The organism is Janibacter endophyticus (genome assembly GCF_016888335.1).
GTDB classification, from domain to species: Bacteria; Actinomycetota; Actinomycetes; order Actinomycetales; family Dermatophilaceae; genus Marihabitans; species Marihabitans endophyticum.
In genome coordinates this window covers 2541509-2562459 of record NZ_JAFEJG010000004.1, presented here as the reverse complement: position 1 = coordinate 2562459, position 20951 = coordinate 2541509, and the positions used below count along the sequence as shown (strand labels likewise).

At 72.1% G+C, this 20951-nt stretch carries 19 protein-coding genes; 14 read left to right on the top strand and 5 right to left on the bottom strand.

Translation table 11 applies throughout. The features are described 5' to 3' along the window. The first annotated feature begins 59 nt into the window (after nucleotides 1–59). Together JNO54_RS15030 and JNO54_RS12305 are read left to right on the top strand one after the other, a co-directional pair. Nucleotides 60–596 (top strand): response regulator transcription factor, encoded by a 537-nt coding sequence (locus tag JNO54_RS15030; protein ID WP_307818206.1) that lies wholly within the window; start codon nucleotides 60–62, stop codon nucleotides 594–596. Beyond that, nucleotides 593–1825 carry a winged helix-turn-helix domain-containing protein gene (locus tag JNO54_RS12305; protein WP_204144153.1) on the top strand — a complete coding sequence of 411 codons (1233 nt, stop codon included), beginning with the start codon at nucleotides 593–595 and terminating at the stop codon, nucleotides 1823–1825. Before JNO54_RS15030 ends, JNO54_RS12305 begins: the two co-directional genes overlap by 4 nt. Here the strand turns inward: JNO54_RS12305 and JNO54_RS12300 are convergent. Then, entirely contained in the window at nucleotides 1798–2934 is a 1137-nt protein-coding gene (locus JNO54_RS12300; RefSeq protein WP_307818205.1) for a GNAT family N-acetyltransferase, read from the bottom strand. The two genes, JNO54_RS12305 and JNO54_RS12300, sit on opposite strands and share 28 nt — an antisense overlap. A gap of 210 nt (nucleotides 2935–3144) precedes the next feature. Here JNO54_RS12300 and secA point away from each other — a divergent pair, with 210 nt between their 5' ends. Beyond that, the gene (gene secA, locus JNO54_RS12295; protein WP_204144152.1) at nucleotides 3145–5925 is read left to right on the top strand and encodes a preprotein translocase subunit SecA; all 2781 of its coding nucleotides are present in this window, start codon (nucleotides 3145–3147) and stop codon (nucleotides 5923–5925) included. A gap of 37 nt (nucleotides 5926–5962) precedes the next feature. On the opposite strand, the gene JNO54_RS12290 is transcribed toward secA, so the two are convergent. Then, a complete protein-coding gene (locus tag JNO54_RS12290; RefSeq protein ID WP_307818204.1) occupies nucleotides 5963–6520 on the bottom strand; it encodes an Rv3235 family protein in 558 nt (185 codons plus the stop codon). Further along, nucleotides 6517–7332 carry a LysM peptidoglycan-binding domain-containing protein gene (locus JNO54_RS12285; protein ID WP_204144151.1) on the bottom strand — a complete coding sequence of 272 codons (816 nt, stop codon included), beginning with the start codon at nucleotides 7330–7332 and terminating at the stop codon, nucleotides 6517–6519. Before JNO54_RS12285 ends, JNO54_RS12290 begins: the two co-directional genes overlap by 4 nt. A gap of 126 nt (nucleotides 7333–7458) precedes the next feature. Here JNO54_RS12285 and JNO54_RS12280 point away from each other — a divergent pair, with 126 nt between their 5' ends. Next, nucleotides 7459–8001, top strand: coding sequence for a hypothetical protein (locus JNO54_RS12280; protein WP_204144150.1), 543 nt, complete (start codon nucleotides 7459–7461; stop codon nucleotides 7999–8001). A gap of 40 nt (nucleotides 8002–8041) precedes the next feature. On the opposite strand, the gene JNO54_RS12275 is transcribed toward JNO54_RS12280, so the two are convergent. Continuing rightward, nucleotides 8042–8254, bottom strand: a complete 213-nt coding sequence (locus JNO54_RS12275; protein ID WP_204144149.1) for a helix-turn-helix domain-containing protein — start codon at nucleotides 8252–8254, stop codon at nucleotides 8042–8044. Nucleotides 8255–8430: 176 nt separating this feature from the next. Here JNO54_RS12275 and JNO54_RS12270 point away from each other — a divergent pair, with 176 nt between their 5' ends. The 9 genes from JNO54_RS12270 to JNO54_RS12230 all read left to right on the top strand — a co-directional run bounded on the left by JNO54_RS12270 (nucleotide 8431) and on the right by JNO54_RS12230 (nucleotide 19977). Next, nucleotides 8431–9108: a hypothetical protein gene (locus JNO54_RS12270; RefSeq protein ID WP_204144148.1), complete on the top strand. Its 678-nt coding sequence runs from the start codon at nucleotides 8431–8433 to the stop codon at nucleotides 9106–9108. Beyond that, nucleotides 9105–10400 (top strand): CpaE/TadZ family protein, encoded by a 1296-nt coding sequence (locus JNO54_RS12265; protein ID WP_204144147.1) that lies wholly within the window; start codon nucleotides 9105–9107, stop codon nucleotides 10398–10400. The genes JNO54_RS12270 and JNO54_RS12265 overlap by 4 nt, the downstream gene beginning before the upstream one ends. Before the next feature lie 50 nt (nucleotides 10401–10450). Continuing rightward, nucleotides 10451–11875 (top strand): WS/DGAT/MGAT family O-acyltransferase, encoded by a 1425-nt coding sequence (locus tag JNO54_RS12260; protein WP_204144146.1) that lies wholly within the window; start codon nucleotides 10451–10453, stop codon nucleotides 11873–11875. Further along, entirely contained in the window at nucleotides 11872–12279 is a 408-nt protein-coding gene (locus tag JNO54_RS12255) for a DUF6912 family protein (RefSeq protein WP_204144145.1), read from the top strand. Before JNO54_RS12260 ends, JNO54_RS12255 begins: the two co-directional genes overlap by 4 nt. A gap of 69 nt (nucleotides 12280–12348) precedes the next feature. Beyond that, a complete protein-coding gene (locus tag JNO54_RS12250; protein ID WP_204144144.1) occupies nucleotides 12349–12642 on the top strand; it encodes a hypothetical protein in 294 nt (97 codons plus the stop codon). After that, a complete protein-coding gene (locus JNO54_RS12245) occupies nucleotides 12639–13133 on the top strand; it encodes a hypothetical protein (RefSeq protein WP_204144143.1) in 495 nt (164 codons plus the stop codon). Before JNO54_RS12250 ends, JNO54_RS12245 begins: the two co-directional genes overlap by 4 nt. Before the next feature lie 4 nt (nucleotides 13134–13137). Then, nucleotides 13138–13626 (top strand): DUF2505 domain-containing protein, encoded by a 489-nt coding sequence (locus JNO54_RS12240; RefSeq protein ID WP_204144142.1) that lies wholly within the window; start codon nucleotides 13138–13140, stop codon nucleotides 13624–13626. 77 nt (nucleotides 13627–13703) lie between these two features. Beyond that, entirely contained in the window at nucleotides 13704–18473 is a 4770-nt protein-coding gene (locus JNO54_RS12235; RefSeq protein ID WP_204144141.1) for an NAD-glutamate dehydrogenase, read from the top strand. A gap of 49 nt (nucleotides 18474–18522) precedes the next feature. Next, nucleotides 18523–19977: a sensor histidine kinase gene (locus JNO54_RS12230; protein ID WP_307818202.1), complete on the top strand. Its 1455-nt coding sequence runs from the start codon at nucleotides 18523–18525 to the stop codon at nucleotides 19975–19977. A 9-nt stretch (nucleotides 19978–19986) separates the two neighbouring features. Here the strand turns inward: JNO54_RS12230 and JNO54_RS12225 are convergent, their stop codons facing one another. After that, complete coding sequence (locus JNO54_RS12225; protein ID WP_204144140.1) at nucleotides 19987–20235, bottom strand: WhiB family transcriptional regulator; 249 nt, start codon at nucleotides 20233–20235, stop codon at nucleotides 19987–19989. Nucleotides 20236–20533: 298 nt separating this feature from the next. Between JNO54_RS12225 and JNO54_RS12220 the strand changes: the two genes are divergently transcribed. After that, a complete protein-coding gene (locus JNO54_RS12220; RefSeq protein WP_204144139.1) occupies nucleotides 20534–20947 on the top strand; it encodes a hypothetical protein in 414 nt (137 codons plus the stop codon). Nucleotides 20948–20951: the final 4 nt, after the last annotated feature.

Here is a 20951-nt window from a genome sequence, read left to right as displayed (position 1 = left end):
GACCGCGTGGAGGACCGGGGCGGGGCCCTTCGCCCGCCCCGGTCCTGCATGATGCGGGCATGACGAGCACGCCGACCGCCCGCCTCCTGCTGGCGTGCAGCGACCCGATCTACCGCCTCGGCATGCGCAGCGTGCTGGAGCGTGCCGGGTCTGTGATCGTCGCGGAGGCCGCCGGCCTCGCCGACGTCGTCCGGCTCGTCGGTGAGACGGCGCCCGACGCGGTCGTCTCCGCCCACCTCGAGGGTGTGGCGCCGGGGTCGCTCGTCGACACCCTGCGACGGGAGGGGACCGAGATCGCCGTGCTCTCGGTGCCCGACAGGTGCTCACCCGAGCAGCTGGTCGCCCTCGTCCCCGGTCCCCGCCGCCGGGGGCGGCACCCCCGCACCCGAGACCGGAGCCTGACGGCTCGGGAGCGCCAGGTGCTCGTCCTGCTGGCCCAGGGGCGCCGCAACCGCGAGATCGCCGAGGAGCTCTTCATCGCGGAGAACACGGTGAAGAACCACGTCCGGAGCATCCTCGACAAGCTCGTTGTCGGCTCGCGCGTCGAGGCGGCCACCTTCGCCCTGCGCCACGGGGTCGTCGAGGACGACCGATGAGCCCGGCGGTCCGCCGCATCGGGCGTCCGGCCGCCCGACGCATCGCGCTCGCCGCACAGGGCCTCGCCGCGCCGCGGCCTCACCGCCCGGTGACCGCCCGGGACCTGGGCCGGGTCCTCGACCAGGTCGCTCTCGTGCAGATCGACAGCGTCAACGTGCTCACCCGCAGCCACTACCTGCCCTTCTTCAGCCGGCTCGGCCCGTACGACACCGCACTGCTCGACCGCATGCGGGACCGGGCCCCACGTCGCATGGTCGAGTACTGGGCGCACGAGGCGAGCCTCATGCCACCGCAGACCTGGCCGCTCATGGAGCACCCGAGGATGCGGCGTGGCGAGGACGACGCCTGGGGAGGCATGCGGCGCGTCGCCCGCGAGCACCCGGCGCTCGTCGCGGCCGTGCTCGCCGAGGTCGAGGGGGGCGCGCCGCGCACGGCCCGCCAGATCGAGACCGCGATCGAGCATGACGCGCCTCGCACCTCGGAGCACTGGGGGTGGAACTGGTCGCTCGTGAAGAACGCCCTCGAGCACCTCTTCTGGACCGGGCAGGTCTCCAGCGCGGGCCGGACCTCGCAGTTCGAGCGCCGCTACGCCTCCCCCGCCCGGGTCGTCCCGCCGGCGCACGCCGGGCCGTGGCTGGACCGCGACGCCAGACCCTCGGCCGAGCAGGCGTACCTCGAGCTCGTGCGGATCTCGACACGCGCCCTCGGCGTGGCCGACGTCGCGAGCATCGCCGACTACTTCCGCATCAAGACCTCGCACACGCGGCGCGCCCTGGAGGAGCTCGTCGCCACCGGCGAGGTCGAGGTCGTCGAGGTCGAGGGCCTGCGCGCGCCGGCCTACCTCCATGCCGAGGCTCGGCGGCCCCGCAGCATCGGCGCGCGGGCCCTGCTGTCGCCCTTCGACTCCGCTGTCTGGCACCGTCCGCGGCTCGAGCAGCTCTTCGACTTCCGGTACCGGCTGGAGATCTACGTCCCCGCGCCGCAGCGGGTCCACGGCTACTACGTCCTGCCCTTCCTCCTCGATGACGAGCTGATCGGCCGGGTCGACCTCAAGGCCGACCGCGCCCCCGGCGTGCTGCGCGTGCAGCAGCTCACCTGGGAGCCGGGCCGCGGGGGCGCGCAGGACCGTGCCGAGCTCGACACGGAGCTCGACGCGATGGCTCGGTGGCTGGCTCTCGCGGACGTCACCGGACGGGCCGGTCAGGACCCGTCGACGAGCTCCCAGTAGAGGGCGTCGCCGTACGTGCCGTCGGGCAGGGCGTCCACGGCGTGCTCGCGGCCGTACTCGACGAAGCCCGCTCGTCGGAGGACGGCGTTGCTCGCCTCGTTGTCCGCGGCCGTCTCGGCGACGAGCCGACGCACGCCAAGTCCGCCCTCAGCGGCAGGCCTCAGGGCGTGCGCGACGGCCAGCCGGGCAGCCTCGCTGGCCATCCCTCGGCCACGCGCGCTCGGCGTGAGCTGATACCCGATCTCAGCGACATCGCTGCCGTCGAGCGTCCCACCGCGGACGAAGACGTCCAGGTCGCCGAGCGCTTGGTCAGTCTCGCGGTCGGCGATGCACCAGTCGACGGCGACGCCTGCGGCGACAGTGCTGCGTCGCCGCTCGAGCCACACAGGGAAGTCGGCCGACGTCATCGACGGAGCGCCGTCGTCGTCGCCCAGCCAGTGCGGCGGGTCGTTCCGTGGCAGCAGCGCCGCACCGTCGTCGTCACGCCACGGCCGCAGCCGCACCCGTTCGCCCTCGATGACCGGGGCGACGTGCCACGGGGTCTGCGGCTCCATGGGCTGCCCGGGCAGCAGTGACGCGACCCACGCATCCTCGGCACCGTCGCGACCCTTGACGAAGCGGGGGAGCGTGCCGTGGAACGTCATGCCCGTCTTCCACGCCACTCGCCGCGAGGCCCAGTTGCCGACGCCCGCGTACCAATACACGCTCGGGGCGCCCTGCTCGAACGCCCATGCGACCGCGAGCCGCAGCGCGGCGGTCATGACCCCGCGGCCCCGGGCGGCGGGGTGGGTCGCGAAGCCGACCTCCCACGACGAACCGCGCTGGGAGGGGCGGACATCGATGAGACCGGCGAAGGCGATCGGGCCGGGGTCGCCGGTGACCTCGATGACGAAGGTCTTTTCGCCGTCGTCCTCCCAGCCCGCCCGGATGACCCCGAAGAACTCGCGCGCGTCCTCGATGTCGTAGGGGGAGGGGACCGTCGTCCATCGCACCGTCTCGGGGTCGACGCTCTGCTCGACGGAGGCGGGCAGGTCGGCCTCGGTCATCGCGCGCAGGGTCACGGTGCCGTCGGTGAGCCGGGGGACGTCGTCGGGGTAGCGGGAGGTCACCGGACCACTGTCCTCGGTGGGGCAGGCCGGGTGCAAAGGGGTTTCGACGACGCGCGCCCCGACCGAGGGGACGAAGGGGGGAACGCCGGCGTCACTCCCTTCGTTGGGTGCCGTGGGTGGCGAGCGACTAGCCTGGCGGAGTTCTACGGATCCCCGCGGCCGGGCCAGCCTCGCCGCGGGCATCGTGCCGTCGTCAGGAGAGAAGTACCCGTGAAGATCGTCGAGAAGCTGCTGCGTGCCGGTGAGGGACGCGTCGTCAAGCGGCTGGAGGGCATCGCTGCTCAGGTCAACGCGATCGAGGAGGACTTCGAGAAGCTCACCGACGCGGAGCTGCGGGCCGAGACCGACGTCTTCCGCAAGCGCCTGGCGGACGGCGAGACGCTCGACGACATCCTCCCAGAGGCCTTCGCCGCCGTCCGTGAGGCGTCGCGGCGCACGCTCGGCAAGCGGCACTTCGACGTCCAGCTCATGGGTGGGGCGGCCCTGCACCTGGGCAATGTCGCCGAGATGAAGACCGGTGAGGGCAAGACCCTCGTCGCGACCCTGCCGAGCTACCTCAACGCGCTCGAGGGCAAGGGCGTGCACGTCATCACGGTCAACGACTACCTCGCCGAGTACCAGGCCGAGCTCATGGGCCGCGTGCACCGGGCGCTGGGCCTGGAGACCGGCTGCATCCTCGCGAGCATGACGCCGGAGCAGCGCCGGGCGGAGTACGCCAAGGACATCACCTACGGCACGAACAACGAGTTCGGCTTCGACTACCTGCGCGACAACATGGCGTGGAAGACCGACGACCTCGTCCAGCGCGGCCACAACTTCTGCATCGTCGACGAGGTCGACTCGATCCTCATCGACGAGGCGCGCACGCCGCTCATCATCTCGGGTCCGGCCGACCAGCCGACGAAGTGGTACGTGGAGTTCGCCAAGCTCGTGAAGCGTCTCGAGAAGGGCACCGCCGCGGACACCCTCAGGGGCATCGCGGCGACCGGTGACTACGAGGTCGACGAGAAGAAGCGCACCGTCGGCGTGCTCGAGCCGGGCATCGAGAAGATCGAGGACTTCCTCGGCATCGACAACCTCTACGAGAGCGTCAACACCCCGCTCATCGGCTACCTCAACAACGCGATCAAGGCCAAGGAGCTCTTCCAGCGCGACAAGGACTACGTCGTCATGGACGGCGAGGTCCTCATCGTCGACGAGCACACGGGCCGCATCCTCAAGGGCCGCCGCTACAACGAGGGCATGCACCAGGCGATCGAGGCCAAGGAGGGGGTGGAGATCAAGAACGAGAACCAGACGCTGGCGACGATCACCCTCCAGAACTACTTCCGCCTCTACGACAAGCTCTCGGGCATGACGGGTACGGCCCAGACCGAGGCGGCCGAGCTGCACTCGATCTACAAGCTCGGTGTGGTGCCGATCCGCACGAACCGGCCGATGATCCGCATCGACCAGCCGGACCTGGTCTACCGGACCGAGGAGGCGAAGTTCCGCGCCGTCGTCGAGGACATCGCCGAGCGGCACGAGCACGGCCAGCCGGTCCTCGTCGGCACGACGAGCGTGGAGAAGAGCGAGTACCTCTCGGACCTGCTGGGCAAGCGCGGCATCAAGCACGAGGTGCTCAACGCCAAGCACCACGAGCGGGAGGCGGCGATCGTCGCGGACGCGGGCCGCAAGGGCGCCGTGACCGTCGCGACGAACATGGCCGGTCGAGGCACCGACATCATGCTCGGCGGCAACCCCGAGTTCCGCGCCGTGGCGGAGCTGCGCCGTCGTGGGCTGGACCCGGAGGAGACCCCGGAGGAGTACGAGGCCGCGTGGGACGAGGCGCTCGCGCAGGCGGAGAAGGCGGTGGCGACCGAGCACGAGGAGGTCACCGCGCTCGGTGGCCTGTACGTCCTCGGCACGGAGCGGCACGAGTCGCGCCGCATCGACAACCAGCTGCGTGGACGCTCCGGTCGTCAGGGTGACCCGGGCGAGTCCCGCTTCTACCTCTCGCTGCAGGACACGCTCATGCGGCTCTTCAACGCCGGCTTCGTCGACCGGGTGATGTCGACGGCCAAGCTCGACGACGACACCCCGATCGAGGGCAAGCTGCTCTCGCGCTCGATCGAGTCGGCGCAGAGCCAGCTCGAGGGGCAGAACTTCGAGACCCGCAAGAACGTGCTCAAGTACGACGACGTGCTCAACCGCCAGCGCACCGTCGTCTACGACGAGCGGCGCCGGGTGCTCGAGGGGGAGAACCTCGAGGAGCAGGTGCGCCACTTCATGACCGATGTCGCGGGCGGCTACGTCGACGCGGAGACGAGTGCGGGCTTCAGCGAGGACTGGGACCTCGACCGGCTCTTCACGGCGCTCGGCGCGGTCTACCCGATCTCCTTCACCAAGGACGAGCTCGTCGCCCGGGCCGGTGGCCTGACCCAGCTCAACGCGACGAACCTGCGCGAGGAGGTCGTCACGGACATCCACGAGGCCTACGACCGTCGCGAGTCCGAGCTCGGCGAGCCGGTGGCCCGCGAGCTGGAGCGCCGGGTCGTGCTGTCGGTCCTGGACCGCAAGTGGCGCGAGCACCTCTACGAGATGGACTACCTCAAGGAGGGCATCGGCCTGCGGGCGATGGCCCAGCGCGACCCGCTCGTCGAGTACCAGCGCGAGGGATTCCAGCTCTTCGAGGCGATGAACGAGGCGATCAAGGAGGAGAGCGTCGGCTACCTCTTCAACACCGACGTCGAGGTTGAGGCGGCGCCGCAGTCGACGACGAGGCCGATGACGATGGACGAGCTGCTCGGCGGCGGGGCCGCCGGCGAGGAGTCGCGTCCGGCGATCCGGGCGAAGGGCCTCAAGGACGAGCCGGAGCAGCAGCGGCTGCACTACTCGGCACCGTCGGAGGACGGCGGCGTGGAGGAGCGGGACGAAGGGGGATCCGTCACGGCGCGGACGACCCGTCAGGAGCGTCGCGCGGCTGCCCGGAAGGCCAAGAAGAAGAAGTAGCCGTACCCCGGGGGAAGCACCTCGCTCCCTCGAGGGATCAGGCGACCTCGAGCGCCGTGACGACCCACCGGCCGTCCCTGCCCTCGAGACGCAGGGCCAGAGCGCGGATCCGTCGGCCGTCAAGGACGACGAGGCTGGCCTCGGCGACGTCGTCGCGGGGATGGCACACGCGTGCGGTGCGGACCCGGACCAGACGGTTGATGCCGTGGCCCTGCCGCATCTGGTGGCCGGCCCGTCGTGCGGCCAGGGCGCCCCGTCGGGCGACGGCGGTGTAGACCTCGTCCGAGGTCCAGCGCAGGACCTGAGCCGGTGGCCGCGCACCGTGCATGATCTCGACGAGCGCCTGTCCGAGCCGGGCCGCCCATGGGGCGGGGTCGGGGAGGTCGTCGTGGACCGTCGGCTGGACGCCGAACATCTCCTCGTCGGTCGCGGCCCGGAAGTCGACGGCGAGGACGTCCTGGACGTACGGCGCCGGGGCAGGGGTGCTCCAGCTGCCGTCGTGGTGCGTGGGCAGCGGGACCGCGACCGGCCGTGCGGACGGTGCCGGGGCGATGCGGATCGGCGGGGTGGCCACGGTGGTGCCCTCGCTGCTCACGGGTGCTCGCTCGGGGCGACAAGCGTGATACCGGGCTGGATGAGGTCGGGGTCACGACCGATGACGGCACGGTTGGCGTGATGCCAGGCGGGGATCGCGGCGGCGATGGTCGCAGGTGTCGCCTGGGCCCCGAGGTGTCGTCCGACGATGTCCCAGAGGCAGTCACCTCGCCGGACGACGTACCCGTCCTCAGCGGCGTACCGGGCGCGGCTGCCGATGACCTCGAGCGCGGGCCGGCGGACCGGCCGAGGTGCGGCGGGGACCCACCCTGGCGTGGGGGGCACCGGTGTCGCATGGGGAGTTCGCCCGCCGGACGCCGGTGACCAGACCGGGCTCGGCGGCGAGCCGCGGCCCGGCTCTGCCGCCGACGAGGTAGCCGTCGTCCTCCCCGCCGGCTCTCCGAAGCCAGGCTGCGGGGCTGCGCTGTCACCCGGCGTCCCCCGCTCCGGCGCCACCACGGCCGCGGTCGCGGTCGAGGCCCCGGGTAGGACGGTCGCCGCGCTCGCGGTGCTCACCGTGATCGTCAGGAGCTGACGCATCAGTGCGGGGGTCACGGCACCGGCCAGCCGGCCGAGAGCGGTGCCGGCGCGGCCGGGGAGGTGCGCGGCGAGGTGCAGCAGCGCCGAGATCGCGAGCCAGGCGGAGCACCCGGCAGCAGCCAGGGCCACGGCGGCGACGACTGCGGTGGCGGGGTCGCCGGTCTGTGCTGACAGGGCCCGGGCGGCAGCCCACCCGAGGGCCGCCGTCAGGAGCGTCGCGGTCAGACCGAGGGCGGCGGTGTCCCTGGCCTGCGTCGTCACCTGAGCGCTCATGTCCTTGCTCCCTAGGATGCGTATGATGCCGTTTGATGTCATTTGATGCTGGAAGACATCAAACAGCATCACACGACATCGGGCAACAGATCGGCGTCCGTGAGCGCCAGGGGCGAGGATGGCGCCATGAGATGGGACCGGCTCTTCGACGATCTCGAGGCGCAGCTCGCCGCGCAGGAGCGGCTCGAGCTTGATGCCGAGGTGTCCGAGCGCACGCGTCTCGAGCGGGCGAAGGTCGGCCTCCCCGAGCGGCTCGCGGGCGCTGTCGGCGAGCACGTCGCTGTGCATCTCGCGGGCGGCCGCCGCGTCGAGGGCGCGATCAGCGACGTGGGGTCAGGATGGTTCGTGGTCGACGAGCACAGCCGGGCGGTGCTCGTGCCGACGCACGCGGTGCTCTCCCTCACCGGGCTGTCGCAGCGTCCTCGCGGCGCTCCGGGGGCGCGGCGCCTGGAGCTGGGGTACGCGTTGCGGGCCATCAGTCGTGACCGGCGGGCCGTGCACGTCCACGACGTCTGTGGCGGACTGGTCATCGGGACCATCGACGCTGTCGGGGCTGACGTCTTCGACATCAGCGAGCATGCGTCCGACGAACCGCGACGCGCGGGCAACGTCCGCGCGCGGCGCACCGTCCCCTTCGTCGCGGTGTCGGCCGTCGCCTCGGCGAAGTGACCCGTCGGTCCGGGACCCGGCTCTCAGCGGGGGAACCAGGTCACCCGTCGCGCTGGGCCTGCACGAACGCCTGGGTCTGGGAGTACATGCGCGCGATGTAGTCGTCGAGCTCGGTCAGCTCGACCCGCCACTGGCCCCGACCGCCGACCTTGATGGCCGGCAGCTCGCCGCTCCGGACGAGGGCGTACGCCTGCGCCGCGGAGATACCGAGGATCTCGGAGACCTCGGTGAGGGGGATGAATCGTCTGGCCATGACCTCACGCATCGTCGTCGGGTGCACGCAGAGGTGCGCGTCGCACCAGTGTGCCAGCCGTCGGCGGCCGGACGACCGGCCTGTGGACGACCGACGGGCGGGCGCGGCCCTCCTGGGTGATGATGACCGCAGTGTCCAGACAGAGCACCGCTGTGCGGGGTACCAAGGGGGAGCACGTGACGACCGACCTGCCCAAGCCGACCGCCCGTCGCCTGACGGCACCCAGCTGGCGGGACAGCCGGCTGCTCGTCGGGGTCCTGCTCATCCTTGCGTCCGTCGTCCTCGGTGCCACCGCGATCGGTGCGGCCGACGACCGGGTGGGGGTGTGGGCCGCGGGTGGCGACATGACTCCGGGAGACCCGGTGCGAGAGGCCGACCTCGTCCGGGTGCAGGTCCAGCTGGGCGACCAGGCCGACGGATATCTCCTCGTCGGCCACGACCTCCCGCAGGACGCCACGCTCGACCGTCACGTCGGCGCGGGGGAGCTCGTCCCGCGTGCTGCCCTCGTGCCTCCCGGCGATCTGGAGGTCCGTCCGACGACCATCACCGTCGACCCGGGCGACCTCACGCACCTCGCGAAGGGGACCCGCGTCGCGATCTACGCAGCACCGGCGCTGACCTCTCAGCAGAAGCAGGAGGGCGAGGGGCCGACGTACGAGAAGGTCATGGACCACGTGACCGTGCACTCCGTGCCGACACGCGGCGGCAACGTCATCGGGGGCAGCCGTGCGACCGCCACGGTCACCGTCCTCGTGCCCGAGGCCGAGGTGGCGAGCATCCTCTCGCTCGACCGGGGAGAGGAGCCCCTGCGGGTCATACCGGCCGGCGGGGCCCTGGCCGGGGCGTCGGGATGACCGAGCTCCTCGTCGCCGTCGGGCACTCCTGGGAGTCAGCCATGGCCTCCCGGCTGGGGGAGGTGCCCGGACTGAGTGTCGTCCGGCGATGCCCTGATCTCGCCGACCTTCTCGGCGCTGCCGCCGCGGGGCACGGCGATGTCGCGATCATCGCGGCGGACGTCCGCGGGGTCGACAGGGAGGCCGTCCTGACCCTTGCCCGCACCGGGTTGAGGGTCGTCGGGGCGACCCCGGACGGGGCGGAGCACACCGAGCGGTCCCTGCGACAGATGGGCGTGGCCACCTTCGTCCACCCCGGCATGGACCCCGCCGAGCTGAGCAGCCGCATCGACGGGGAAGGAAGTCAGGACGACCCCGTGCAGCGTCTGCTCTCGGCGCAGGAGAGTGCCGCGAGCGATGCCTGCCCGGAGGTGCCGGACGAGAGCGCGACCCCCGGTGAGGGCGGGCCCGGGCGGGTCCTCGCAGTGTGGGGGCCGACGGGGGCTCCCGGACGCACCACGGTCGCGGTCAACCTGGCCGCCGAGATCGCGGCCCGGGGGACACCCGTCGTCCTCGTCGACCTCGACACGTACGGGGCGGCGGTCGCGCAGGTGCTCTCCATGCTCGACGAGGCACCGGGCATCGCGGCGGCAGCCCGGGCCTCCGAGCTGGGACGACTCGATCTCCATGCGCTCGCGGGGCTGGCACCCGAGGTCTCCCCAGGGCTGCGCGTCATCTCCGGCATCGGCAGCCCAGCGCGGTGGCCCGAGGTCCGGGCGGCCGCGGTCGAGCACGTCCTGGAGCTCTCTCGCCTCCTCGCACCGGTCGTCGTCCTCGACCTCGGCTTCTGCGTCGAGGACGACGAGGAGCTGTCCTACGACACGGCCGCGCCGCGACGCAACGCCGCGACGCTCACGGCACTGGAGCACTCCGACGAGCTGGTCGTCGTCGGGAGCGCCGACCCCGTGGGGCTGCAGCGTCTCGTGCGCGCGGTGCAGTCCTTGGCCGGCATCCCGAGCCCTGCGCCGCAGGTGGTCGTCAACCGGGTGCGCCCCGGTGCGGTCGGGCCCGACCCGCAGCGTCGGATCACCGAGTCCCTGCAGCGCTTCGCAGGCATCGATGTCGCGGCCTTCCTGCCCGACGACCCGGCGGCGCTCGATGCCGCGGTGCTCCGGGGGGCGACCCTGGCGGAGTCGGCGCCGCAGAGTCCGGTCCGCCAGGCACTCAGCCGGATGGCCGGAGTGATGACCGGCGATCCAGAGCCGACCGGGCACGCCTCGGCGCGCCGGCGTCGGCCCTTCGCCCGGACCTGAGATCGGGCCATGCGGCACTGTGAGCCGGGGCCTGATGAGAGCATGTCCGGGTGACTCAGCGCCTGTCCGCCCTCGACTCCTCCTTCCTCTACCTCGAGGACGCCAACCTGCCGATGCACGTCGGGTCGGTGATGATCTTCGAGCCTCCGGCCGACGGCTTCGACTACGACAGCCTCGTCGCGCTCATCGCCGACCGGATCGCGAGCTCGCCCCGCTACCGTCAGCGGGTGCAGAACGTGCCGATCCGGCTGGCAAACCCGGTCTGGGTCGACGACGAGGACTTCGACCTCAGCTACCACGTCCGGCGCTCGGCGCTGCCCCGTCCCGGGGATGACGACCAGCTCGAGGAGTTCGTCGCCCGGATCACCTCCCGGCCGCTCGACCGCGGCCGGCCGCTGTGGGAGGTCTACTTCGTCGAGGGGCTGACGGAGGGCCGCTTCGCCATCGTGACCAAGGCGCACCAGGCGCTCGTCGACGGCATCAACGCGGTCGACATCGGGCACCTCCTCATCGACCCCGACAGTGCGCCGACAGAGGGTTCCGCGGCGCCCGGGACCGGCTCCCCTTCGTCCGTGCGTCTCGTGACCGATGCGCTCCTCGACACTGTCCGACGCCCCGGGCAGGCCCTGGACAGCGTGCGCGGCGGCCTCAACGACGCGACCGAGGCCGGCCGTCGCATCGTCGACGTGGCTGGGGGCCTCGTGACGACGCTGGCCAAGGTCGGTGCCCGTCCGGCGCCCGAGTCGCCGCTCAAGGTCAACGTCTCCGCCGCCCGCCGCTGGCACATGGTGCGGACCGACCTCAAGGACTACCGGGCGATCCGGACGACGCTCACCCGGGGCCGCTACGTCGAGGACGTCACGATCAACGACGTCGTCCTCGCGACGATCACCGGAGCCCTGCGGACCTGGCTGCAGAGCCGCGGCGAGCACCTGTCCAGCGCGGCCACCGTCCGGGCGATGGTCCCGGTGAGCGTGTACGACGAGACGGGCGACCACTGGTCCGGGGCCCGGCTCACCGCCTGCTTCGTCGACCTGCCCGTCGGCGAGCCCAGCCCGTCCATGCGCCTGCACCAGATCGCCTTCTCCATGCGCCAGCAGATGGAGACCACGCAGGCCGTCGACGCCGCGTCGCTGTCGGCGCTCGGAGGGTTCGCGCCACCGACCCTGCACTCGCTCGGGGCACGCACGGGATCGGCGATGACCCGGCGTCTCTTCAACCTTGTCGTGACCAACGTCCCCGGCCCTCAGCAGCCCCTGTACGCCGGTGGCGCGCGACTCCTCGCGACCTACCCGGTCATGCCGCTCGGGCGGGGGCAGGCCATCGCCATCGGCCTGACCTCCTACGACGGCGGGGTCTACTTCGGCCTCAACGCCGACCGCAACGGCATGCCCGACGCGGACGTCCTCGCCCAGTCCATCGGGGAGGCGCTCGCCGAGCTGCGCAGCAGCCCGCGGGCCAAGGGCCGCCGATGAGCCGCCGCGTCTATCTCGGCCTCGTCGAGTCGGACCTCGCGGAGGTTGCCCGCTCCACGACCGTCCCGGCCGCGCTTGCCTTCGGTGTCACCGACGCCGAGCGCACGGCCCGACCGGCGGAGGACGAGGAGGATCTGGAGTTCGAGGCGATGTGCGAGGCGCTCGACGCGGCCGGGTCTCGCCGGCGCACGAAGTCGGAGCGCCGGGTGGTCGCCTCAGCCGACGTGCCATCGGCGCAGGACGGGCAGGGATGGTCGGTCGTCCTGCCTGGCACCGTGGCGCTCGAGGACGTCGTCTCCTTCCACGTGGAGGAGAGCGAGGGCACGTCGGCCGGCGAGGGCTACGACGACCTGCTCTGGTACGACGTGACGGAGCTGGCTGACCTCGTCACCCATCAGGGATGACCCAGCTGGTGCCGGGCCTGTGGGCGACGACCGGGACGAGCCGCGCGCCCTCGCTAGGCTGGCCGCACCATGGCACAGCACCCGCATCCCGATCGACTCGTCGACCTCGGCCGAGCGGCCGGTGACCTCGGTCGAGCCGCAGCCGCGACGGGCGACGAGCTGCTCGACGCGCTGACCATGGTCGGCGACCACGCGACGCAGCGGGCCGTGGACAACGCGGTGGACGTGCTGGTCGCGGCCCTGCGAGAGGTCTCCGCAGACATGGCCGAGATGGCGCTCGTCCTCGGGAGCCGCGGCTCGTCGAGCACGGTCCAGCAGCACCTCGGCGACGTGCTCCCGTCCCGGCCGCAGGGCCCGGCGTGAGCGTTCTCCAGGGCGACACCGCCTCCGTGGCGGCACTGGCATCCCTGCTCCGCCGCCGCGCGGCCGAGCTCTCGAGGATGGCAGCCCGCCTGGAGCTCGACCAGGAGCAGGCCCGGCACGGATGGGTCGGCCCCGTCGCGGTCGGCCACCGGCGCCGGCTCGACGCGGCGTACGAGGCCGCCCAGGGCTGCGCCCGCGAGATGGTGGGTCTGGCGGAGGCCCTCGACGCCTACGGCCAGGCGCTCTCGGAGGCACGCCTGCAGGTGCGCAGGGCCGAGGAAGAGGCTGCCTCGGTCGGCATGGTCCTCGAGGACGGGGCGCTCGTGCAGGGGTGGGGGATCGTCGGCGAGGCCTCGACCGCAGCCGATGAGGCGAGGCAGGAGGTGGCTCAGCGCCTCGCCCGGCGGCTGGCCCGCACCACGACGCTGCTCGAACGTCGACGCGGCGCCCTCGCCCAGCGCGCCGAAGAGGTCACCAGGTCATTACGGTGACCTCATGCGTTTTCACCGCGACTACCCCTTCAGGGCACCCTGCGACAGCGTGTACGCGCTGCTCACCGACGAGGACTTCCAGACCGAGCGCATCGAGGGGACCGGCATCGATCCCACGGCGTCCGTGACCGAGGGCCCCGACGGTGACGTCGTCACGATCACCCTCCATCTCTCGACGGCCGGAGCGCCAGGCACGATGAAGGCCTTCGTCGGCGACCGGATCACGGTGACCGACGAGCGGCACTGGGGTGCGGGAGAGTCCGACGGCAGCCGGCGCGGATCCCTCGCCGTCCGCGTCGACGGGGTGCCGGTGTCGCTGGACGGCACCGTCGCGCTGACCCCCCAGGGCGAGGGCTGCGTGCTCACCGTGGACGGTGACCTGCGGTGCTCCATCCCGATCGTCGGCCGCGCCGTCGAGACCCAGCTGGCCGAGGGTCTCGAGGGCGAGGTCGACGCCGAGGCGGCCGCGGTCGCGGCTCGCCTCGGAGAGTGACGCCGCGGGCGTAGGGTGACCGGAGGCCGACAGCGAGGTCGGCCGCACACCGAGACGCAGATCGAGGATGCCTGACCATGGTTCCGTCCTTTGTCGACTCTTCCTCCGAGCTCGTCGAGGAGGCCGTGACCGCGGCCGTCTCGGCCGGGGAGGACCCCACCTACGTGCGTCGCTACCTGCGGCACATCGAGCTGGCGCAGGTCGCCGGGCGATCGCCGGACGCGCTGGTGGCCCTCGCCGCGAGGCACCGTCGCGCCGCGCAGCGACGCGGGCCCGGTGAGTCGATCGTCCAGGCGGCCGACGGTGCGATCGACATCGTCACCGACGACCGGCCCTTCCTCGTCGACTCCGTCGTGGGACTGCTCGAGCGGACCGGGCACCGCGTGAGCCTCCTCATCCACCCCCAGCTCGCCGTCCGGCGTGACGCCGACGGCACGCTGACCGAGGTCCTCGACGCCGACGTCGTGTCTGAGCTCGAGGGCGACACGATCGCCGAGTCGTGGATGCACATCGAGTCGCCCGTGCAGGACGGCGACGAGGAGCTCGAGGCCGAGGTGCGCCAGGTCCTCGAGGACGTCCGGGCAGCGGTCGAGGACTGGTCCGCGATGGAGGAGCGCACCCTCCGGCTCGCGGACGAGATCGCCGACGGCGCCGACTCACCCGAGCTCGCCGAGGCCGCCGAGCTGCTGCGCTGGCTCACCGCGAACCACCTCACCTTCCTCGGGGTCCGTGACCACGCCGTGCGCGACGGCCGACTCGAGCCGGTCGCGGGCACGGGTCTGGGCATCCTTGCCGACGATGCCTGTCAGCTGAGCGAGCCGGAGGCACTCATCGCCGACGGGGTGCTCGGGGTGCGGGTCGGCAAGGGCACCGCCCGGTCCACCGTCCACCGGATGACCTACCCCGAGCACATCGCCGTCCGCTGGGAGGCTGACGGTGCCCTGCGCGAGACCCGGATCATCGGGTTGCTGACCTCGCGGGCCTACACCGACACGGTCATGAGCATCCCCGTCGTCCGGACCAAGGTCGACGCCATCCTCCAGTCCGCCGGCTGGAGCGCGGACTCGCACTCGGGCGCACGCGTCCTGCGGCTGCTCGAGACCTTCCCGCGGGACGAGCTCTTCCAGGCCCCCGTCGACGTGCTCGAGGAGACCGTCCACGAGGTGCTGCGGCTGGAGACGATGCGACGGGCCGCTGTCTTCCTCCGGGCGCACGACCACGCGCAGTCCGTGAGCGCCCTCGTCTACCTCCCGCGTGACCGCTACACCACGACGGTCCGTCGCCGGATCGAGGAGATCATCCAGGAGTGCGTCGGGGCCGACGAGACGAGCTTCACCGCCCATGTCAGCGAGGACTCCCTCGCACGGCTGTACTACGTCCTGCGCAGCTCCGACGGAGGACCGGTGCACGCACCGTCCCCCGAGGAGATGACCGCACTGGCCCGAGAGGTCACCCGGGCGTCCCGCACCTGGACCGAGGACCTCGAGCTCGCAGCCAAGCGGCTCGTTGGTGAGCGCGCCGAGGAGCTGCTCACCCCCTTCGCCGACGGCTTCCCCGTCGACTACCAGGACGACTTCGAGGTCAGCCAGGCCGTCGCCGACCTCAAGAACCTCGTCGAGATCGGCGAGGAGCGGCGCTTCACCGGCGTGCTGTACCACCCGCGGCACAGCTCCACCGGTGATGACATCTCGCGGATCCGGCGCTTCAAGCTCTTCAGCATCGACCGGGTGTCGCTGGCCCAGGCCATGCCGATCTTCCACGACCTCGGGCTCGAGGTCGTCGACGAGGAGCCCTACGTCCTCACCCGGACCGACGGTGAGCGGCTCGGCGTCTACGACTTCGGGCTCAAGGTGAGCGACGCGAAGGTCTGGGAGCAGCACACCCACGAGGAGCTCCGTTGCCTCGTCGAGGACGCCGTCGACGCCATGTGGTCCGGGCGAGCCGAGTCCGACCTCCTCAACACGCTGATCATCCGCGCCGGGCTCACCTGGCGCGAGGTCGCGCTGCTGCGGACGGTCGCGAAGTACCTGCGGCAGACCCGCTCGACGTGGAGCCTGCGCTCGCTCGCCGAGGCGCTCGTCGAGCACCCCGGGGTGGCGCGGGACATCGTGGCTCTCTTCGCGGCCCGGTTCGACCCGGACCGCGAGGTGGGGCCCGACGAGCGGCAGGAGCAGGAGGACGAGATCCGTGAGCGGATCAGCACGGCGCTCGACGACGTGTCCTCCCTCGCGCACGACCGGGTGCTCCGAGCCTTCGTCGGGGTCATCACCGCGACCCTCCGGACGAGCTACTACCAGCTCGACGACGAGGGCGCCCCGCTCGACCGGATCAGCCTCAAGCTCGTCCCCGGCGAGGTGCCGGGCATGCCCAAGCCCTGGCCCGCCTTCGAGATCTGGGTCTGCTCGCCCATGGTCGAGGGCGTGCACCTGCGCTTCGGGGCGGTCGCCCGTGGCGGGCTGCGCTGGAGCGACCGGCGCGACGACTTCCGCACCGAGGTCCTCGGCCTGGTCAAGGCCCAGATGGTCAAGAACGCCGTCATCGTCCCCACCGGCAGCAAGGGCGGGTTCTTCGCCAAGGACCTCCCCGACCCGGCCGAGGACCGGGACGCCTGGATGGAGGCGGGGCGAGTGGCCTACCGGCAGTTCATCTCCGGCCTGCTCGACATCACGGACAACCGTGACGGCGCGGAGATCGTGCCGCCCGAGCGGGTGGTACGGCACGACGGGGACGACCCGTACCTCGTCGTCGCCGCCGACAAGGGGACCGCCACCTTCTCGGACCTCGCGAACTCGATCTCGCAGGAGTACGGCTTCTGGCTCGGCGACGCCTTCGCCTCGGGAGGTTCGATCGGCTACGACCACAAGGGCATGGGCATCACCGCCCGGGGTGCCTGGGAGTCGGTCAAGCGGCACTTCCGGGAGATGGGCGTCGACACCCAGAGCGAGGACTTCACCGTCGTCGGCATCGGCGACATGTCGGGCGACGTCTTCGGCAACGGCATGCTGCTCTCCGAGCACATCCGGCTCGTGGCGGCCTTCGACCACCGGCACATCTTCATCGACCCCTCGCCCGACGCCGGTCCCTCGCACGCCGAGCGGCGCCGCCTCTTCGAGCTGCCCCGCAGCTCCTGGGAGGACTACGACAGCGAGCTGATCAGCGAGGGTGGCGGGGTGTGGCCGCGGACCGCGAAGTCGGTGCCGGTCAGCGCCGAGGCGGCCGAGGTGCTCGGCCTCGACGGGCCGACCGACATGGCGCCGAACGACCTCATCCACGCGATCCTGCTCGCGCCCGTCGACCTGCTGTGGAACGGCGGCATCGGCACCTACATCAAGGCATCTGACGAGAGCAACGGCGACGTCGGTGACCGCGCCGGTGACGCCTACCGCGTCGACGGCAAGGACCTGCGGACCAAGGTCGTCGGCGAGGGAGGCAACCTCGGGGCGACCCAGCGCGGCCGGATCGAGGCCGCGCAGCACGGGGTGCGCATCAACACCGACGCCATCGACAACTCCGCCGGCGTGGACACGAGCGACCACGAGGTCAACATCAAGATCCTCCTCGGCGAGGTCGTCCGGGAGGGCGGCCTGGACGAGGACGGACGGGTCGAGCTGCTCGCCTCGATGACCGACGAGGTCGCGGCGATGGTCCTGCGCGACAACTACGAGCAGAACGTCCTCCTCGGCAACGCCCGCGCCCAGAGGGGAGACATGCTCCCCGTCCACGAGGGGCTCATGCGCTCGCTCGAGCGGCGCGGTGACCTGGACCGCGAGCTCGAGTTCCTCCCCTCGGTCTCCGAGGTGGAGGAGCGGCTGGGCTCGGGGCACGGCCTCACCTCGCCCGAGCTGTCGGTCCTCATCGCCTACAGCAAGCTGGCGCTCAAGGAGGACCTCCTGGCCTCCGCGACGCCGGACGACGACGCGACAGAGGGCCTGCTCCGGTCGTACTTCCCCGAGCGGATCCGCGAGTCCTTCCCCGACGCCGTGGCGGGCCACCCCCTTCGTCGGCAGATCGTCACGACCGTCCTGGCCAACGACGTCGTCAACCGAGGCGGCATCACCTTCGTCCACCGGGCGGTCGACGAGACCGGCGCCAGCGCCGAGCAGGTCGCCCGTGCCTTCCTCGTCGCCCGCGAGGTCTTCCGGCTCAGCGACTTCGTGGCCGAGGTCGAGGCGCTGGACAACGTCGTCCCGACGCAGGTGCAGACCCGGCTCTACCTCGAGTTCCGGCGGCTCCTCGACCGCAGCGTCCGGTGGTTCCTCGCCGCACGCCCGGGACGCCTGGACATCCGCGGCGAGATCGAGCGCTTCGCGCCCGTGGTCGCCGAGCTCGGCCGGGAGGTCGGCGACCTCCTGCAGGGCACGGAGGCGCGGCGCCTTGCCGACGACACGGCCCGCCTCGTCGACGACGGGGTGCCCGAGGACCTGGCGGCCTGGACCAGCTCGCTGCTCGACTCGTACTCGCTGCTCGACATCACCGACATCGCCGCAGACAACGGCAGGTCACCGCGTGACGTCGCGGCGCTCTACTACCTCGTCTCGGAGAAGTTCGGGATCGACGACCTCCTCCACCGGGTCACCGCCCTGCCGCGTGCGGAGCGTTGGGACAGCCTGGCGAGGGGGGCGCTGCGGGATGACCTCTACGCGACCCTGCAGAGCCTGGCCCGGTCGGTCCTCGACGCCGGTGCCGACGACGCCATCCCGCAGGAGCGCCTCGAGGAGTGGCTCGAGGCCCACGGCGAGTCGTGGGAGCGGGTGGAGACCTCACTGCCGGGCATCCGCTCGCTTGCCACCCCCACCGTCGCGGCGCTCTCCGTGGCGCTGCGCGTGCTGCGCTCGGTCACCCGGTGAGCTGAGGGCGGGAGCCGGCCGCGCACGACGTGATCACTAGGATCGCGTCGTGCCCTCAACTCCCAAGGTCCTCGCCGCCGCCGACCTGGCGACGGCCGACGTCGAGCGGGCGCGCCTCATCCTGGAGGACTGGCAGCTGCTCGCCGACCTCGGGTTCTCCGACCTCGTGATGTGGGTGCTCGTCGGGGAGAGATGGGTCGCCGCCGCGCACGCCCGTCCGATGACCGGGCCGATGGCCTTCGTCGACGACCTCATCGGGACCGAGGCCGACGTCGACCTCGCGGCCGCCGTCTCGGCGGCGGCCGACTCGGGCCACGTCCTCGACGCCGCAGGGGTCGAGGGTGCGGTCCGGGTGTGGGCCGTGCCGGTGCGTGGCGCCGACGCGTGCGTCTGCGTCGTCACCCGTCACCAGCCCGCCGGCCGCGACCGTGGCAGCCCGCTCGAGGTGTCGTACGGCCGGATCGCCGAGGCGCTGAGCGAGATGCTGGCCGCGGGGGACTGGCCCTCGGCGTCGGCCCCGACGGGCCAGCGCCGGGGCGCGCCCCGGGTCGGTGACGGGGTGATCGAGCTCGACGAGCGCGGGGTCGTGCTCTACGCGAGCCCCAACGCCGTCAGCGCCCTGCGGCGGCTCGGCCACCACGGTCCGGTCATCGATGCGGTCCTGGCCCAGGCGGTCGGCAGCCTCGAGACCCTGGACGGCCCGCTGGACGAGGGCCTCGCCCTTGTCCTCATGGGCCGGGCCGCGTGGCGCGCCGAGGTGACCTCAGCCGGGGCGGCGGCGACGCTGCGGGCGGTGCCGATCATCGACGAGGGGAGGCGCACGGGCGCCGTGGTCCTCGTCCGGGACGTCTCCGACCTGCGGTACCGCGAGGGTGAGCTGCTCAGCAAGGACGAGACGATCCGCGAGGTGCACCACCGGGTGAAGAACAACCTCCAGACCGTGGCAGCGCTCCTGAGGATGCAGTCACGGCGGGTGGAGGACGGGGCGGGCAAGACCGCGCTTCTCGAGGCGGTCCGCCGGGTCGGCGTCATCGCGCTGGTCTACGAGACCCTGAGCACCGGCTTCCACGAGGAGGTCGACTTCGACGAGATCGGGGTGCGGGGTCTCCGCGCGGTCATCGAGGTGGCCCGGACCGAGTCGGTGATCGACTCCCGGGTCGAGGGGAGCTTCGGGTGGATGGGGCCGAACGAGGCGACGTCGGTCGCGCTCATCGTCTCGGAGCTCGTGCAGAACGCCGTGGAGCACGGGGTTGCCGAGGGTGGCGGAGGCAGGGTCGTCGTCACCGCGGAGCGGGTCCCGGCCGACGGCGAGGACATCCTGCGGGTCAGCATCACCGACGACGGCGCGGGCCTGCCGGCTGGGTTCCGCCCGAGCCGGGCAGGCCTGGGGACCCGGATCGTCACGTCGATGGTCCAGGACCTGCGGGGGACGATCCGGTGGGAGGACGCGGAGCCGAAGGGGACGCGCGTCACCTTTTCGGTGCGGCTGCGTCAGCGGAGCTGACGGGCCGGCTCAGCCCGCGCGGCGGGCCCGGGCGTTGCGGCGCTTGAGCGCGCGGCGCTCGTCCTCGGAGAGGCCGCCCCAGACCCCGGCGTCCTGGCCGGACTCGATGGCCCACTTGAGGCAGGTGTCGACGACCTCGCACCGGCGGCACACCTTCTTGGCCTCCTCGATCTGGGCGATCGCGGGTCCGGTGTTGCCGATCGGGAAGAACAGCTCGGGGTCTTCGTCGAGGCAGGCTGCGCGGTCGCGCCAGTCCATGTGGTCGTGCTCCTTGTCAGTCGGGTCCGGTCGGTGGTGCCGGTGCTGCTGCCCGCCCCTGGTCGGGACAGGCTTCGATCACCAGTCGATCGGCATTGACGGACGGTGCTCTGGCGAGAGATCCCGGGGGTGGTGGTGCCTCTCAGGTGCCAACGGTCGGGAGCTCTGCGGTGTTCCGGGGAGGGACTTTGGGCAGGACGAAACGCCGACCAGGGGCAGCCCATCACTCTACCGGCGCGGAGGCCTGACGGCTAGGGGTTGGCGGAAACTTCTCGGGCGGCCGATCTAGAGTGCGGGGGTGACCTCTGACACGCGCGACCGGGACGACCAGGCGGCCGGGAGGGCCGCGCCGCTCGTCGCCGGCCTGGTGACGGGCCTGCACTCGCTCGGGCTCGCGGTCGCCGGCGTGCTCTACGGGCGCGAGCTGCTCACCGGGACGGCCACGGAGCCGGTGGTGGCCGGCATGGCGCTGGTCCTCACGGTGATCTTCGCCATCCTCCTGGGCGTCCTCGCCCGAGGGTGGTTCGTCGGACGGCGCTGGCCCAAGACCCCGACGCTCGTCTGGTGCCTGCTGACCCTGCCGGCGATCTTGACCCTCAACACGACGAACGGCCCCGCAGCCGCGCTGCCGCTGGCGGCGCTCTCGGTCGCCGGGATCCTGGCCGCCTGGTCCGCGCCGAGCCAGGACCTGCCGGACGACACCGTCGTCTGACCGG

Excerpts from the sequence above, each read along its gene's own strand:
- JNO54_RS12265 (WP_204144147.1), top strand. The coding sequence starts at position 9,105 with ATGACCGAGCTCCTCGTCGCCGTCGGGCACTCCTGGGAGTCAGCCATG.
- JNO54_RS15030 (WP_307818206.1), top strand. The coding sequence starts at position 60 with ATGACGAGCACGCCGACCGCCCGCCTCCTGCTGGCGTGCAGCGACCCG.
- JNO54_RS12305 (WP_204144153.1), top strand. The coding sequence starts at position 593 with ATGAGCCCGGCGGTCCGCCGCATCGGGCGTCCGGCCGCCCGACGCATC.
- JNO54_RS12225 (WP_204144140.1), bottom strand. The coding sequence starts at position 20,235 with ATGGACTGGCGCGACCGCGCAGCCTGCCTCGACGAAGACCCCGAGCTG.
- JNO54_RS12250 (WP_204144144.1), top strand. The coding sequence starts at position 12,349 with ATGGCACAGCACCCGCATCCCGATCGACTCGTCGACCTCGGCCGAGCG.
- JNO54_RS12240 (WP_204144142.1), top strand. The coding sequence starts at position 13,138 with ATGCGTTTTCACCGCGACTACCCCTTCAGGGCACCCTGCGACAGCGTG.
- JNO54_RS12255 (WP_204144145.1), top strand. The coding sequence starts at position 11,872 with ATGAGCCGCCGCGTCTATCTCGGCCTCGTCGAGTCGGACCTCGCGGAG.
- JNO54_RS12235 (WP_204144141.1), top strand. The coding sequence starts at position 13,704 with ATGGTTCCGTCCTTTGTCGACTCTTCCTCCGAGCTCGTCGAGGAGGCC.
- JNO54_RS12280 (WP_204144150.1), top strand. The coding sequence starts at position 7,459 with ATGAGATGGGACCGGCTCTTCGACGATCTCGAGGCGCAGCTCGCCGCG.
- JNO54_RS12285 (WP_204144151.1), bottom strand. The coding sequence starts at position 7,332 with ATGAGCGCTCAGGTGACGACGCAGGCCAGGGACACCGCCGCCCTCGGT.
- JNO54_RS12275 (WP_204144149.1), bottom strand. The coding sequence starts at position 8,254 with ATGGCCAGACGATTCATCCCCCTCACCGAGGTCTCCGAGATCCTCGGT.